Here is a 14,766-nt window from a genome sequence, read left to right on the forward strand (position 1 = left end):
CCTGCTGCGAGTGGGGCGCGGGCGGCAACGGGGTCGTCCGGGAAGAAGCTCACCGAGCAGGCTCTGGCGGCCCTGGGCGCCGTTCACAGCGGGAGGACGGTCGAGGCCGGTTCCGAGCGGGTGATCGACGGCATCCACACCGAGCCGAGTCTGAGCGAGGGCAAGACCTACCGGACTGATGGGGAGTGGCCTGGAGGTCGAAGCCCATGTCGACTTCGGACTTGTAGAAGGACCGTCGGCGTGAGGGGCGCGGTGGTGGTCGCCGTGCGCGGCGCGTAGCGGTGGTCACGCGCGGGTCCCGACGCCTCCCCCACGGCTTCCCGCCCCGCTCTCAGGGGGCGATCTTGTCCGGGCGAGCAGACAATGAGCGCGAGGGAAGCCGGAACCCGGTGGCGCGGCTGAGGGCCGCCTGCCCCTCGGTCGAACGCCCGTCCCGGAGGGTGCTCAGGTGATGTCGGACGAGAGAGCCGAACGCATAGCGGATTTCATCGGGCCACTGATCGGGCCACTACGGGTGGAACCGGGGTCGAAGGTACGCCTGGCCCGGGACTTCGATCCTCGCTACAAGGCCGGCCTGCAGAAGCGGGACGCGATCGAGCTGCTGCGGACCGGAGTGTCGTTGCTGGCCGAGTACCAGGAGCGGCTGGCCGCCCAGGACACGTACGGCGTACTGCTCTGCCTCCAGGCACTCGACGCCGGAGGCAAGGACGGGACGATCCGCCACGTGATGAGCGGCGTCAATCCCCAGGGCGTACGGGTCAGCAGCTTCAAGGTGCCCTCCGCCGAGGAACTCGACCACGACTACCTGTGGCGTTACGCCCAGCGGCTGCCCACGCGCGGCGAGATCGCCATCTTCAACCGCTCGCACTACGAGGAGGTTCTCGTCGTGCGAGTCCACCCCGAGAACCTGGTCCGGCAGAAGCTGCCGGGCGACACACTCGGGCCGGGCGTATGGGACCGGCGCTACCGGGAGATCAACGACTGGGAGCGCTACCTCACGGACAACGGGTTCAAGGTGGTGAAGATCTTCCTGAACCTTTCCAAGGAGGAGCAGCGCACCCGCTTCCTGAAGCGGATCGACCTGCCGGAGAAGAACTGGAAGTTCTCCGCGGCCGACGTCCGGGAGCGGCGCCGGTGGGACGACTACCAGCACGCGTTCTCCGAAATGCTGTCGGCCACGAGTACGAAGTGGGCACCGTGGTACGTCGTGCCGGCGGACCGGAAGTGGTTCGCGCGGATCTGCGCGGCGGCGGTCCTCACACACACCCTGATGGACATCGATCCTCAGTACCCCGAGGTGGGCGAAGAGGCGCGGAGCGAGCTGCTCGTCACCAGGCGGGAGTTGGAGCAGGAAGCCCCGGCCGGGGCCCCGGCCGATCCGTACGCCGCCCGGCATCCGTCGTCCGCTCAAACCACCGACCGCGGCCACGGATCGGAGGCAGAACGATGACGGTGCGCCCGGATTCCGTGGGAGAACAGCCTCGGGCTTCGGGGGACGGCTGGTGCACGCACGCTCCCGAGGAGGTCTTAGCGGCGTTCGGCGTCGATCCCGCGGTCGGTCTCTCCGCGGGGCAGGCCGCGCAGCTCCTGAGCGCGAACGGCCCGAACTCGCTGCCCGAGGAGAGGCGGATTCCGGCCTGGCACCGGTTCCTGAGGCAGTACCGCAGTTACATGCAGATCGTCCTCGTGGCGGCGGCGGTCGTCTCACTGCTCATCGAGCAGTGGACCACCGGGATCCTGCTGATCGTCCTGACCCTGCTGAACGCGGTCGTGGGCCTGCGTCAGGAGGGCAAGGCCGAGAGCGCGATGAACGCGCTGCAGTCGATGATGAAGGCCACGGCGCGGGTGCGCAGGGACGGGACCGAGTCCGAGATCCCCTCCGAACAACTGGTCGTCGGCGACATCGTGCTCATCGCCGCCGGGGACCAGGTGGCGGCGGACGGACGCGTCATCGAGGCCAGTGCCCTGCAGATCGACGAGTCGGCGCTCACCGGGGAGAGCGTTCCCGCCTCGAAGGACACCCGCACGCTGCCGGGCCTGGGACCGGCACCCGGCGACCAGACGAACATGGCGTTCATGAACACCCCGGTCACCCACGGCAGCGGTGTACTCGTCGTGACCGCGACCGGCGCCGGAACCGAAGTCGGCAAGATCTCCGGGATGCTGTCGGCCACCGAGAAGGAGGTACCGCCGCTCACCAAGGAGCTCGACGCCCTGACCCTGTGGATCACGGGGGCGGCGGGCCTGACCATGATCGTGATGTTCGCCCTGGGACGGCAACGGGACCAGGCCTGGGACGTTCTGTTCGTCAGCGCGGTCTCGCTGGCCATCGCCGCCATCCCCGAGGCCCTGCCGACCGTGACCCAGGCGATCCTGTCCGTCGGCAGCCTCAACCTGGCGAAGTGGAACGCCATCGTCAAGGAACTGCCGTCGGTCGAGACCCTGGCGTTCACGTCGGCGATCAACTCGGACAAGACCGGCACTTTGACGATGAACCAGATGACCGCCGTCGAAGTCGTCAGTCCCACCGACCGGTACACGGTCTCGGGCACGGGCTACGGACTCGAGGGGAAGATCCACCATGCCGCGGGGTCCGCCCCGGGCATCGAGGACGCGATCCTGCCGTATGTGGTGGCCAGCGACGCGAAGCTGGTGGAGGGCAAGGTGGTGGGTGATCCCACCGAGGGCGCGCTGCTGGTACTCGGGCACAAGGCCGGGCTGGACATCGACGCCACCAGGGAGAGGCTTCCCCGGCTCGCCACGCTGCCGTTCGACCCGGGCTACAAGCTGATGGCCACCTTCCACTCGGCCGTCGACGCCTCCGGGCGGCAGGTCGTCCGATGCTTCGTGAAAGGCGCGGTCCCGGCGGTGGTGGCGCGGGCCGCCACCGCGCTCGCGGCGGGCAGGACCATTCCGTGGGACGCCGAACTGGCCGCACGTGCCGAGGAGCAGACCGAACGGATGGGCGGCGAGGGTCGCCGGGTGATGGCCGCGGCCACCCGTGACCTGGACCCGGCCGGCTTCGATCCGGACGGCGACCTGCTCGCGTACGTCACCGAGCTGCGGATGACGAGTCTCGTCGGCATGGTCGATCCGCCCCGCGAGGACGCCAAGGCCGCCATCGCCGGCGCCCGGGCGGGGCACATCCGGGTCCGCATGGTGACCGGTGACGACGTCACCACCGGTGCGGCGATCGCGCGGCAGCTCGGCATTCCCGGCGAGGCGGTCCTCGGCTCCGATTTCGCCGCCATGAGTGAGGACGAGCAACTCGCCCGTATCGACGGCATCGGTGTGGTGGGGCGCGTCGCGCCGGAGCACAAGGTGCTGCTCGCCGACACGCTCAAGAAGAAGGGCGATGTCGTGGCGATGACCGGGGACGGCGTCAACGACGCGCCCGCCATCAAGGCCGCCGACATCGGCATCGCCATGGGCAGCGGCACGGATGTGGCGAAGAACGCCGGACGCATGATCCTCTCCGACGACAGGTTCGCCACCATCGTCTACGCCGTGGAGCAGGGCAGGAGAATCTACGACAACCTCACCAAGTACATCCGATTCGTCCTGCTCCTGCTGGTCACCTTCGTCCTGACCTTCCTCGGCGCCACCGTCTTCAACATCGCCGCCGGTGAACCCTTCACCCCGCCGCAGGTGCTGTGGATCCACTTCGTGGTCAACGCCTCCTTCGGCTTCGCGCTCGGCTTCGACCGGGAGAGCCCCGGGCTCATGCGACGCAGGCCGCGCCCCCGAGGGGAGTCGGTGCTCACCCCGCCCGTACTGGTCACGGTGGGAATCGGCGGACTGGCGATCACCGTCGTGCTGCTCGGACTGATCAAGCTCGGTCAGGCCCACTTCGACAGCGTCGAGATCGGCCGGTCGATCGCGTTCACCGCCTTCGCCCTCTGTCTGATCGTGGCCGCGTTCGAGTGCCGCAGCGAGACGGATTCGGTGCTGACGACGTCCACCTTCGACAGCAAGCAGATGAACTGGGTGGCACTGGCCCAGTTCGCCCTCGCGGTGCTGGTGACCCAGCTGGACGGCTTCCGCCGCATCCTCGGGACGACGCAGATCGACGCACGGCAGTTCGGCTGGGCGCTGCTGGCCGCCGTCGCGCTCCTGCTCCTGTGGGAGCTGGGCAAGCTCCTGGCCCGTCGGTCGAGGGGCACCTGACGCGTCGCGCCGGGGGGCGGCGGCGACGAGGGCGGTGCTACTTCTGATGGTCCCGTCCCTCCGGGCGGGAGGGCGGCCACTTGTCGAGCGTCTCGTCCGGCGCGAGCCGGGACAGGGCCTCCGCCAGGCGCCCGCAGGCCTCTTCGATCTCCCGGAGGGTGCGCCTCTGCTCGGTGACGACCGCCGAAAGCAGCAGGGCCGTCAGTGACACGGTGCCGTTGAAGGCCTGCAGGATGACCATCTTGGCGAGGAGGTCGTGACCGACGAACGGCCCCGCCCCGGCGGCACCCGCGTCGATCGCGATCACGGAAGCGATCAGCGCACAGGGCGCGGCGCCGGCCAGCTGGAAACGGAAGGCGGCCCAGATCAGGAAGGGGACGACGAGAAAGAGAAGGGCGATCGTGCTGTGCGTGGCCAGCACGCTGACCGCGGCCGTGCCGCCGAGCAGGGCGATCGCCTCGACCCAGCGCAGGACAGGTGCGCCGCGTGGCCATCGGACGGTGCGCGCGGCCAGCAGCAACGGCGCGATGACCAGGACCCCCATCGCGTCGCCCGTCCACCACACCGACCAGGTCGGCCAGAAAGCACGGGCCGGCAGCGCGCCGGAGGCCACCAGGGCTCCCGTACCGACCGTCGCGCTGATCACCATCCCGCTCAGGGCCCCGAGGAAGACCAGCGCCAGCGCGTCCTGCAGCCGGTCGAGTGCGATACGGAATCCCACACGCCGCAGGAGGAGGTAGGCGCAGACCGGGGCGAGGGTGTTGCCGGCCGCGATGGCGAGCACGGGGAGGATCGACGGCCCGAGCAGCACGTTCACCACGAACGCTCCGAGAGCGATTCCCGGCCACATGCGAAGGCCCCAGAGCATCAGGACGACGACGGCGACGCCGGTGGGCGGCCAGAGCGGCGTGACCTGCCCTCGTACCAGTTGCTGCTCCAGCCCGATCTTGGCACTGACGTAGTAGGCGGCCGCGACGGCAACCAGCTGCAGGCCTTTGACGGTGTACCGCCGGAGCCGCTCGCCGCTCATCTTTCGCCCTGCCGCTGTTCCTGGGGCCCTCCGGAACACCGCTCGTCCCGGAGCCCTCCGTAACGGAGGACAAGGACCGCGGCGTCGTCGCTGTGGCCGGTGAGGTCAGCCACCTTGATCACTCGCGCGGCCAGCTCGTCGGGGTCGGTGTGACAGGCGCCGTTGACCAGGCCGGCCACCTGGTCGAGGCCTTGCTCGATCGGATAGCTGGGGCCTTCCACCACGCCGTCGGTGAGCAGCACGAAGGCGCCCACGCCGGTGAGCGGTCGGCGGGTCGACGGGTAGCTCTCGCCGGCCTGGATGCCCAACGGCAGACCGCCGTCGTTCAGGACGATGTCGCAGCAGCCGTCCGCCATGGCCCAGACGGCGGGGATGTGCCCGGCGCGGGCGTCGGCGAGTTCGCTCGTGACCGGGTCGAATCGCAGGAACGAACAGGTCACGAACAGCCCGTAGTCCATGGTGACGAGCAGGTCGTTGGTGCGCCGGAGCACCTCCGCCGGGTCCGTGGTGGCGGTGGCGACGGCGCGCAGGCAGGTGCGCACCTGCCCCATGAGAGCCGCGGCCTCCACATCGTGGCCCTGTACGTCTCCGATCACGAATCCCACCGAGCCGTCCGGCATGAGGAAGCCGTCGTACCAGTCGCCACCTATGTCCAGGCCGTCCCGTGCAGGTGCGTACCGCCCCGCCACGTGGAGGTATGGCAGGACCGGCAACTCGGCGGCGAGGACCTGGCGCTGCAGCGCGGCAGCCAGTTCCACGCGGGCCTGCTGGACCTTGATCCGGTCCAGTATCCGGCCGGTGAGATCACCGAGCGTGTTCAGCAGCTCTGCGGTCCCACTGGACGAATCGGTGCGGCGGCGAGGCATGGCATCACACTTCAGTTTTTTCCGCATTTGCGCCGTAAGTCACGGTTTCACGGTACCCCTGTTACAGGCAGCGCATCCTGCTGGCGCACACCGCGCAGCCACTGCTACGACCAGCCAAAACGGAGCACTGCGGTCAGCTCACGGTGTCCTTCACCGAGGGGCTGTACGCGGCGGCGGAGGTGGCCGGGACCACGGTGCCGAAGGAGGCGGCGGCGATCTGCTGGACGTAGCGGATCTCGGTGCCGTCGAGGTTGGTCGGGTTCACGGAGTAGATGATCTTGCGGGAGAGGTCGCGGGTGGCGAACACGCCGCTGGTCCAACCGGGGCGGGAACCGGTCTTGCCCCAGACCACGACACCGTTGGAGGCCTTCACCCTCATGATGCCCATGGTCATGCAGGCACGCCCTGCGTCGGCCTCGGTGCGGCACTGGCTGCTGTGGAAGCTGGGGACGTCGGGGACGGTGAAGAGCTCGGCCTGCTGGGCCGACGGGAGGAAGCGGCCACGGAAGAGAGCGGTCATGAAACGGTCGAGGTCGGCGGGGGTGGAGATCATGCCGCCCTCGGCCCAGGGCCAGGGACTCTGTTCGGTGACGTCCACCGGGTGCGTGGTGCCGTCCGGGGACGTGACCGTCAGGTAGCCGTGGGAGTGCGGGCCGGGCAGGCGGGGGTCGTCGGCGTCGGGGACGTAGGTGTCGCGCAGTCCGAGGGGCCGGGTGATCCGGGATCGCACCTCGTGGGCGAAGGTGTGCCCGGTGATCTTCTCGACGAGCAGGCCGGCGACGTAGTAGTTCATCCCGTTGTACTGCTGCGCGGTGCCCGGCGCGAACTGCATCGGCTGGCCCGCCATCAGGTCGACCACCTGCCGCGGGGTGAAGCTCTTGAGGCGGTTGGCGGCGAACCATTCGGGGCTGCCGTCGCCGAAGTCCGGACTCGCGACGCCGCGCGGCAGGCCGCTGGTGTGGTTGAGCAGCTGACCGACCTCGACGGGCGGCAGGTCGGCGGGCAGGACGCCGGGCAGGTACTGCTGGACGGGCTTGTCCAGGTCGATCCGGTGCTCGGCGGCGAGCTGGAGGACGACGGTGGCGGTGAAGACCTTGGAGATGCTGCCGATCCGGATGTGCGCGCCGGGCGGGACGCCCTGACCGGTCTCCAGGTCGCCCACGCCCGAGGTGCCCGACCAGTGGCCCGCGCTGCCGGTGATCCGCAGCAGCGCGCCGGTGACGTCCGCGTTCGGCAGGCCACCGATGGCCGCCTGGAGCTTTACCGGATCGAGCCCGGGCAACGGCACGCCGGTCGCGGCGACGGTGGCGGGCACTGGTGCCGGGGTGACGGCCGAGGCGGGAGCAGCCGTACCCGCGGCCAGGGCGACCAGCACAGCGCCGGACGCGGCCACGGTGGACCAACGGGTGCGGGCGGCAGAGGAGTTCACAGTGAGGCTCTCCAGAGTGACGGTGATCGGGCCGGCGGACGAACGGCCCGGCCACGAGTCTCTTCCGCCCCGGCGCCCCGGCTCATCAGGGAACGCCCCTGAGCGAACCCTGACGACACCCCGAAAACTGACTGCGGGTCAGGAGAGACCGAGGCCGCCGGCCACCTCGGCGACGGTGTCGCCGATCGGCGTGGTGGGACGGCCGGTCAGGCGGGACAACTCTCCACTCGTGAAGGCCAGTTCACCCTGGGCGAAGGACGCGTCGGCGTCCGCCATGATCCTGGCGTACAGCTCGGGCATCCCCGCGCCGACCAGCAGGTCGACGTACGCCTCGACGGTGACGGACTGGTAGACGATCTCCTTGCCTGTCTGCCGGCCCAGCTCGGCGGCGAACTCCGCGAAGCTCCAGGCGTGGTCCCCGCTCAGCTCGTACGTCGTGTTCTCGTGGCCTTCGCCGGTGAGCACCGCCACGGCGCCGGCCGCGTAGTCGGCGCGGGTCGCGGAGGCGATACGGCCCTCGCCCGCGGCCCGGACCAGGACGCCGTGCTCGACCACCGTCTCCAGCCGGTCGACGAAGATCTCGCTGTACCAGTTGTTCCGCAGCAGGACGTACGGCAGGCCGGAGTCCACGAGCACCTTCTCCGTGCCCCGGTGGGCCTCGGTGAGCGGGGCCTCATGGGTGCCGGCGGCGCTGGTGTAGGCGACGAGCGCGACCCCGGCGGCCCGGGCGGCGTCGATGACGACCTTGTGCTGGGCCACGCGGTCCCTGGTCATCTCACTGCTGGAGATCAGCAGCACCTTGTCGCCCGCCGCGAAGAGGCCGTCGAAGGTCTCGGGGGCGTTGTAGTCGGCGATCGCGGTCCGCACGCCGCGGGCCGCGAAGGCGGCGCCCTTCTCCTCGCTCCGTACGAGCGCGGTGACCTGGTCGGCCGGGACCTTCTCCAGCAGTCCCTCGACGACCAGACGGCCGAGATGCCCGGAGGCTCCGGTGACGACAAAGCTCATGATGAGAACAACTCCTTGTGAGGGGCGCGAAGGGCGCGAAGGGTGTGAAAGGCGTGAAGGCCGCGAAAGGAGAGAAAGGCTCTTCTGCCCAAACCCTAGGAGTTTTTGTCACTCTGCGTGAGTACGCACTTTGAAGTACGGTACTGACATGGCCGTGAGTACCGGGCGACTGTGTCCCCAGCGCCTGACCATGGAGCACGTCACCAGCCGATGGGGCGTCCTCGTCCTGATCCGGCTCATGGAGCGTTCGCACCGCTTCGCCGAACTGCGCCGGGCGATCGACTCCACCGACTCCGTCGGCCCGGTGACCGAGAAGATGCTGGCACAGACCCTCCAGAGTCTGGAGCGGGACGGTCTGGTGAACCGCGACGTCAAGCCGGTGATCCCGCCCCATGTCGACTACTCCCTGACGGAGCTGGGCCACGAGGCTGCCGTACAGATCCGCGCACTGGCGCTGTGGACCAACGACCGGATGGACCGGGTGGAGAAGGCGCGGAAGGACTACGACACGGCGAAGGGCCGCGCCTGAACGGACGCGGCGGCAGGATCCACCCGGGCCGGGCGCCGGGCAACTGGCCCCGGGCGGTTCTCAGTTCGGGAGAAGTTGCTGGCCGCCGTCGATGTCGTACGTCGCGCCGGTGAGCGCGTCGTTGCACATGATGTGTACGGCGAGAGCGGCGACGTCGGCCGGGCCGACCACCCGTCGGATGGGAAGCGTGGTCCGCAGTTCCTCGCGCCGGGCATCGAGCCGGTCCCCCAGCAGCGAGGCCGACAGGGGTGTGTCGACGAATCCGGCGGCGATGAGATTCACGCGGACCGGCGCCATCTCGAGCGCCAGGTTGGCCACGAGGGCAGGCAGCGCCGCGGTGGCGGCCGACGCCACGGCCATGCCGACACCGGGGCGTCGGCCGCCGGTGCCTCCGATGAACAACAGGGTGCCACCGGCGCGGATCTTGTCACGGCTGTAGAGGGCGACGCCGAGGGCCAGGGCGATGCGCTCGTCGAAGGCGCGGCGGGCGTCGGCGAGGTCCATCTTCTCCAACGGCATGTAGTAGGGGCCGCCTGCTGTGACCAGTACATGGTCGACCGGTCCGGCCAGATCCTGGAAGAACCGCTGGAGGCGGTCGGTGTCGGTGGCGTCGAAGGCGGCCGTGCCGACGGGTTCCAGCTCCAGCGCGGCCTTCCGCAGCCGTTCGGGGTTGCGGCCGACCAGGACCAGCCGGCCGCCGTCCGCACGGACCTGGCGAGCGGCCTCGAGTCCGATTCCCGCGCTGGCGCCGATGACCACGACCGTCCGGTCGGCGAGGTCGGACCGGCGGTGGATGCCGGGAACACCGGGTGCGGCAGTCATGAGGAGGGTGTCCTTCTTCTCGATGGACTCAGCTGCCTGATGAGGCGTCAAGGGTGATGTGGAAGGTGAGGTTCCGTACGGCCTCCCCGGCGGGGACGGTGTGCACGTAACCCCGCGCCGAACTGAAGGCACCCGAACCGCCGGTGACGGCGATGTCGATGGAGGGGGCCGGCGGCAGACGGAGCAGCGCCTGCGAGGTGATCTGCCCCTTCGGCAGAGCGAAGGTGCCGACGCACTGGAGTTCGCTCGGATCGAGGTGGACGTAGACACAGACCACGCTGTGGTCGCCGATCTTCTGGTCGCCGCGGTACAGGTCCTCGGCGGTGATGAGCTCGTCACCCCGACTGAGCCCGTCCTTGCCCAGGTCGAGGGATTCGGACTGGGTCTGTTTGGCGACCAACTGGAATGTCTGCGTGCGCTGTTGGGTGTCCGGTCGGCTGGGCGGGGTCGATGTCGCGGCCGACGCCGGCGGGGCGACGACGAGGGCGGCGGCCAGGCCCGCGACCGCACTCAGGCAGCGCTGACTGATCCTGCGCATGGTGGGTCTCCCACAGGGGGCGGATATATGCCCTTCCTTCCCAACGTACCGGTTCGTACGTCCCCTCGCGCGACGTCGCCCACGGGTTCACGCGGCTCGCCGGCCGGGTTCGAGGCGGTCGAGGAGGACACGGAAGGCCGCGTCGGCCTCGTCCCGGTCGCCGTCGACCAGGGGCCCGACGACGAGACCGAAGCACGCGTCGACCAGGAGGACGGCCTCCGTGCGCGCTCGCGCCTCGGGCAGGCCCATGTCACAGAAGACGGAGGTGAGCAGGTCGGTCCACTCGGCGAGTGTGACCCACGCCGGATCCCTGGGAGCGTCGACGGCGTCGAGCAGGCTCTTGCTCGCCGAGGCCTGGGGCAGCACCAGCACCGCCACCGGCAAGACCATGTGGTTCCAACCGCCGGCGGAGGGGCATCCTCGCCGCAGGCCTCACCCGCCTGCGACTGAGCCGGCGCGTGGCGCCGGCCGTCGGTCAGGCGGTCGCGACCGCGTGCGTCTCCCTCTTACGGGCGCGGTAGGCCGCGGCCTTGATCTTGTTGCCGCAGGACTCCATGCCGCACCACTGCCGACGCATGCCTCGCGAGCGGTCGACATAGATCCGGGTGCACTCCGGGTTGCCGCACTCCTTGAGCAGCGGCACATCCGGTCCGCCCAGCAACTCGACGGCGAGCCGCGCCACGGTCGACAGCGCTTCCTCCGGGGTCGCCGCCGTCCACCGGCCCGCCGGGGTGAGCTGCGGTGTCGCCGGGGCGTTCCTGGCCGCGGCGTTCAGCACGGCCAGGGCCTCGTCGTCGTACGCGTCACCCAGCCGGCGGGCGGTGACCAGCGCGTAGACGGCCTCCCGTACCGCCGTCGCCCGCCCGACGTCGGAGTCCTGGCTCCCGGAGACGGAGTCGACGACTCCGGACTCCAGGTACCAGGCGTCGAGACGGTCCGGCGAGGCGAACATCTCGAACCGCAGCGAGCGGCGGGCGCGGAGTGTCGCGGCGAAGTCGAGGGCCGGGTTTCCGCAGACGAAGACGTGATCCAGATTCACATCACCATCTTGACAGGTGATGCGCGAGGCCGGAACATCTGGGCATCATCACCAGTTGAGTAGGTGACTGGTCGATGTCGCCGACCGGGGTGCACCTACCGAAGCGAGGTACGCGAGATGACACAGACAGAGCGGACGAAGACGGCCCCCGACGCCGCGGAGGCGGCACGCCGGGCGCGGTTCGGCACGCTGCCTGAGCGCGTTCGGGTCGAGGACACGGTCGAGGAGCGGCCCGCCACGGTGCCCGACCCGGCGCGAGACGCGTACAGCGCGGACGAGTGGCTCGTCCGTTACTGCCTGTGAACGGAAAGGAGTCCGGCATGACGACGAGAACACCACAGGTCCTCAAAGCGCTGACAGCGATCCTGGCGGTGCTGGTGATCGGCTTCGGCTGCTTCACTCAGGTCTTCTGACCACGCGGGATTCCCCCATGCTCCCCCGAGTCCACCGAGCGCCGCGTGTCCGGTGATCCGTTACGCTGACCGCCGCTGACCTCAGGGGGAGACATGTTCGGCAAGCGGCTTCTGGTGGCCGGAGCGACCGCGATTCTCATAGCCGGGCTGGGCGCGTGCGGCGGCGGGGGCGGGGGCGGCGCACGCGGCGTGGACCCGGGGGCCGTGACCGATGCCGGCCAGGGCGGTACGGGCACCGCGCAGGAAGCCTCGCCGAGCCCGGACACCGTCTCCGGGCTCAAGGACTCGGTCCGCCACCTCGCCGCGAAGACCACCAGGGCCACCCGCCCTCACCTGGTCAAGAAGTGCACGTCCGCCACCCGGCAGGTCAAGCACACGCAGCGCACCGGCACGGGCACGCACCGGACGACCCGCACCTGGTACACCACGGAGCGGTACCAGAGCTGCAAGAAGGTCCGCGGGGGCACCGAGACGTACACGCGAACCGTTCGGTCGCAGCGGTGGTGCGTGCGCCTGGACGACGTCGGTGGCGACACCGCCAGGGACGACGTCTGGTACCAGGTCACCACGGCCACCTACGCCGAAGCCCGCGGCGCGGACGAGCACGCCCGCCTGGAGTTCACCCCGGCCGGCACGGGCTGCTGATCACCCGCTGAAGCGGATGACGCCCCGGCCGTGCTCCCGGGCCGTATCCACGCCCGCCCCACCCCGCCGGACAGCCCGGTTCCGGGGCGGCAGCGTCATGTCCTGAACCGTTAACCGTAAAGAACCTTGACAGACAATTGGTCTAGTCCAACCATGGTCCCTGTTCGCCCTTGGTCATGGAGAGCTCTCCGGCGTGTACCGACCGGTGGACATCGCACGAACCTTTCCGGATTCCCGCTGTCCCACCTGCTCTTCCTTCACCATGGGAGCGTCAATGAGACGATCTGGGCCACTTCGCGCGCTGCTGTCCGGCGCCACCGCGACCGCTCTCGCAGCCGGGCTGGTCGCGCTCGGCGGAGGCGGCGCGCTCGCCGCGGAGCGGGCACCCTCGCATACCGCGCGGCACATGCCCGCGCATGTGGTGGCGCCGTACTTCGAGGCGTGGACGGGCGAGAGCCCCGCCGCGCTCGCCGCCGAGTCGGGCAACAAGTACCTCACGATGGCCTTTCTCCAGACGGACGCGGCGGGCTCGTGCACCGCGTACTGGAACGGCGCCTCCACCCAGCCGATCGCCAGGGCGACCTTCGGCAGGGACATCGCCGCGATCCAGGCGCGCGGCGGCAACGTCATCCCCTCCTTCGGCGGCTACAGCGCCGACACCACCGGCACCGAACTGGCCGACAGCTGCACCGATGTCGACGCCATCGCCTCGGTCTACGAAAGCCTCGTCAAGACCTACGGCGTCACCCGGATCGACCTCGACATCGAGGCCGACTCCATCAACAACACCGCCGGGATCGACCGCCGCAACAAGGCCATCGCCAAGGTGGAGCGCTGGGCCGAACGGACCGGCCTCAGCGTGCAGTTCTCCTACACCCTGCCGACCACCGCCACGGGCCTCGCACCCAACGGCGTGGCGCTGCTGCGAAACGCCGTCGACAACGGCGCGCGCGTGGACGTCGTCAACATCATGACGTTCGACTACTGGGACGGCGCCACCCACGACATGGCGGCCGACACCAGGACCGCCGCCTCCGGACTGCACGACCAACTCGCCGCGCTCTACCCGAAGAAGAACCCGGCGAAGCTCTGGCACATGATCGGCGTCACCGAGATGCCCGGCATCGACGACTACGGCCCGGAGGAGACCTTCACCCCGCAGGACGCGGTGAAGGTGGAGAACTGGGCGGTCGCCAAGGGCATCGACACGCTCTCCTTCTGGGCCCTCCAGCGCGACAACGGCGGCTGCGTGGGCACGGCAGGCGCCAACTCCTGCTCCGGCATCGCCCAGGACACCTGGACCTTCAGCCACATCTTCGAGCCGTTCGCGCGGGGCATCCGCGCCGGCACCGGCATCGGCTAGGGCCCGTCCCGTCCTCCATGGCGCCTCGCCCCGCGCGAAACCCCCAGGCCGGGGACCTGGGGGTACGCCGATGCGCGGCCGGTGGGCCGGCGGTGCGCCGGAACCGCGCAGCTCGTGGAGAACCGTCGCCGGAATGGCGGGATGATGGTCGGCATGCACATCCGTATCGACGCCGTCGACCTGCCCGGCCGCACCTGTCCGGCTCCCGTCGGCAGCGGTGCGCCGACGTACGGCAACATCCACGTGGCCGTACAACGCCGGGACCGTCCGGCCGAACTCCTCGAACCGCAGCCCGGCGACGCCGCGTCCGCGACCTGGACCCTGGAGTGCACCGCGCTCGCCTCGCCGACCGGCACGGACATCAAAGGGCCCTACGTGCAGGACCGTCTGGGCCGCCGGTTCATCTACCTGTCGTGGGGCACGGTCGACGAGTCGGGCGTCTTCAGCATGTTCCGGCGCGCCAAGCTCATGCTCGACGTCGTCCCCGCCGAGGTGCTCACCGCCGCCGCGCATGAGGGCCTGCTGGTCGGGCGCCTCGGGCTGACCGACGCGCACGGCAATCCCCTGTGCGCGCGGGTCGAACCCCCGCGCATCACGTGGACCGCCGGAACAGGGACCGAGGAGCCCGCCTGTTGAGGGCGCTCAGCGGGTCGTGGTGTCCTCGTCGACCGGGCGGGCCGACACGGCCTCGGGCGCGTTCTCGGACCGGGGTGCGGCGGAGGGCACGGTGGAGGGTGCGGAGCCGTCGTGCTTCATGGCGCCGGCCTCGCTCTTGAGGATGCGCATCGACTTGCCCAGCGCGCGGGCGGTGTCGGGCAGCTTCTTCGAGCCGAACAGCACGATGATCACGATCGCCACGATCAGCAGGTGCCAGGGTTCCAGTCCGTTGCGGAGCATCCCGCCCACCTCTTCCCTTCACT

16 protein-coding genes are annotated in these 14,766 nt (G+C 70.0%); 7 read left to right on the forward strand and 9 right to left on the reverse strand.

Annotated features, from left to right (window positions below):
* Positions 1-451: 451 nt before the first annotated feature.
* Together ACZ69M_RS14730 and ACZ69M_RS14735 are read left to right on the forward strand one after the other, a co-directional pair.
* A complete protein-coding gene (locus ACZ69M_RS14730) occupies positions 452-1,450 on the forward strand; it encodes a polyphosphate kinase 2 family protein (protein ID WP_470049876.1) in 999 nt (332 codons plus the stop codon).
* Positions 1,447-4,167 (forward strand): cation-translocating P-type ATPase, encoded by a 2,721-nt coding sequence (locus ACZ69M_RS14735; RefSeq protein WP_470049878.1) that lies wholly within the window; start codon positions 1,447-1,449, stop codon positions 4,165-4,167. The genes ACZ69M_RS14730 and ACZ69M_RS14735 overlap by 4 nt, the downstream gene beginning before the upstream one ends.
* 37 nt (positions 4,168-4,204) lie before the next feature.
* Here ACZ69M_RS14735 and ACZ69M_RS14740 read toward each other — a convergent pair whose 3' ends face one another.
* The 4 genes from ACZ69M_RS14740 to ACZ69M_RS14755 all read right to left on the reverse strand — a co-directional run bounded on the left by ACZ69M_RS14740 (position 4,205) and on the right by ACZ69M_RS14755 (position 8,497).
* Positions 4,205-5,197 carry an MASE1 domain-containing protein gene (locus ACZ69M_RS14740; protein ID WP_470049880.1) on the reverse strand — a complete coding sequence of 331 codons (993 nt, stop codon included), beginning with the start codon at positions 5,195-5,197 and terminating at the stop codon, positions 4,205-4,207.
* Positions 5,194-6,063, reverse strand: a complete 870-nt coding sequence (locus tag ACZ69M_RS14745) for a PP2C family protein-serine/threonine phosphatase (RefSeq protein WP_470049881.1) — start codon at positions 6,061-6,063, stop codon at positions 5,194-5,196. Before ACZ69M_RS14745 ends, ACZ69M_RS14740 begins: the two co-directional genes overlap by 4 nt.
* 133 nt (positions 6,064-6,196) lie before the next feature.
* The gene (locus ACZ69M_RS14750; RefSeq protein ID WP_470049882.1) at positions 6,197-7,492 is read right to left on the reverse strand and encodes a serine hydrolase domain-containing protein; all 1,296 of its coding nucleotides are present in this window, start codon (positions 7,490-7,492) and stop codon (positions 6,197-6,199) included.
* Positions 7,493-7,630: 138 nt separating this feature from the next.
* The gene (locus tag ACZ69M_RS14755; RefSeq protein ID WP_470049884.1) at positions 7,631-8,497 is read right to left on the reverse strand and encodes an SDR family oxidoreductase; all 867 of its coding nucleotides are present in this window, start codon (positions 8,495-8,497) and stop codon (positions 7,631-7,633) included.
* 148 nt (positions 8,498-8,645) lie between these two features.
* Between ACZ69M_RS14755 and ACZ69M_RS14760 the strand changes: the two genes are divergently transcribed.
* Complete coding sequence (locus ACZ69M_RS14760) at positions 8,646-9,026, forward strand: winged helix-turn-helix transcriptional regulator (protein ID WP_470049886.1); 381 nt, start codon at positions 8,646-8,648, stop codon at positions 9,024-9,026.
* Between the two features lie 60 nt (positions 9,027-9,086).
* Here ACZ69M_RS14760 and ACZ69M_RS14765 read toward each other — a convergent pair whose 3' ends face one another.
* The 4 genes from ACZ69M_RS14765 to ACZ69M_RS14780 all read right to left on the reverse strand — a co-directional run bounded on the left by ACZ69M_RS14765 (position 9,087) and on the right by ACZ69M_RS14780 (position 11,425).
* Positions 9,087-9,848 carry an SDR family oxidoreductase gene (locus ACZ69M_RS14765; protein ID WP_470049887.1) on the reverse strand — a complete coding sequence of 254 codons (762 nt, stop codon included), beginning with the start codon at positions 9,846-9,848 and terminating at the stop codon, positions 9,087-9,089.
* Positions 9,849-9,876: 28 nt separating this feature from the next.
* A complete protein-coding gene (locus ACZ69M_RS14770; RefSeq protein WP_470049889.1) occupies positions 9,877-10,386 on the reverse strand; it encodes an allene oxide cyclase barrel-like domain-containing protein in 510 nt (169 codons plus the stop codon).
* 87 nt (positions 10,387-10,473) lie between these two features.
* Positions 10,474-10,776, reverse strand: a complete 303-nt coding sequence (locus ACZ69M_RS14775; RefSeq protein ID WP_470049891.1) for a hypothetical protein — start codon at positions 10,774-10,776, stop codon at positions 10,474-10,476.
* Positions 10,777-10,861: 85 nt separating this feature from the next.
* On the reverse strand, positions 10,862-11,425 hold the full coding sequence (locus ACZ69M_RS14780) for a CGNR zinc finger domain-containing protein (protein ID WP_470049893.1): 564 nt from the start codon (positions 11,423-11,425) through the stop codon (positions 10,862-10,864).
* Between the two features lie 117 nt (positions 11,426-11,542).
* Here ACZ69M_RS14780 and ACZ69M_RS14785 point away from each other — a divergent pair, with 117 nt between their 5' ends.
* The 4 genes from ACZ69M_RS14785 to ACZ69M_RS14800 all read left to right on the forward strand — a co-directional run bounded on the left by ACZ69M_RS14785 (position 11,543) and on the right by ACZ69M_RS14800 (position 14,482).
* Positions 11,543-11,728 carry a hypothetical protein gene (locus ACZ69M_RS14785; protein WP_470049895.1) on the forward strand — a complete coding sequence of 62 codons (186 nt, stop codon included), beginning with the start codon at positions 11,543-11,545 and terminating at the stop codon, positions 11,726-11,728.
* A 203-nt stretch (positions 11,729-11,931) separates the two neighbouring features.
* Entirely contained in the window at positions 11,932-12,483 is a 552-nt protein-coding gene (locus tag ACZ69M_RS14790; RefSeq protein ID WP_470049897.1) for a hypothetical protein, read from the forward strand.
* A 274-nt stretch (positions 12,484-12,757) separates the two neighbouring features.
* Positions 12,758-13,846 (forward strand): chitinase, encoded by a 1,089-nt coding sequence (locus ACZ69M_RS14795; RefSeq protein ID WP_470049899.1) that lies wholly within the window; start codon positions 12,758-12,760, stop codon positions 13,844-13,846.
* A 153-nt stretch (positions 13,847-13,999) separates the two neighbouring features.
* Positions 14,000-14,482, forward strand: coding sequence for a DUF5990 family protein (locus ACZ69M_RS14800; RefSeq protein WP_470049901.1), 483 nt, complete (start codon positions 14,000-14,002; stop codon positions 14,480-14,482).
* Positions 14,483-14,488: 6 nt separating this feature from the next.
* Here the strand turns inward: ACZ69M_RS14800 and tatA are convergent, their stop codons facing one another.
* Positions 14,489-14,743: a Sec-independent protein translocase subunit TatA gene (tatA, locus tag ACZ69M_RS14805; RefSeq protein ID WP_470049903.1), complete on the reverse strand. Its 255-nt coding sequence runs from the start codon at positions 14,741-14,743 to the stop codon at positions 14,489-14,491.
* Positions 14,744-14,766 lie beyond the last annotated feature (23 nt).

Source organism: Streptomyces sp. NPDC107454 (assembly GCF_055582885.1).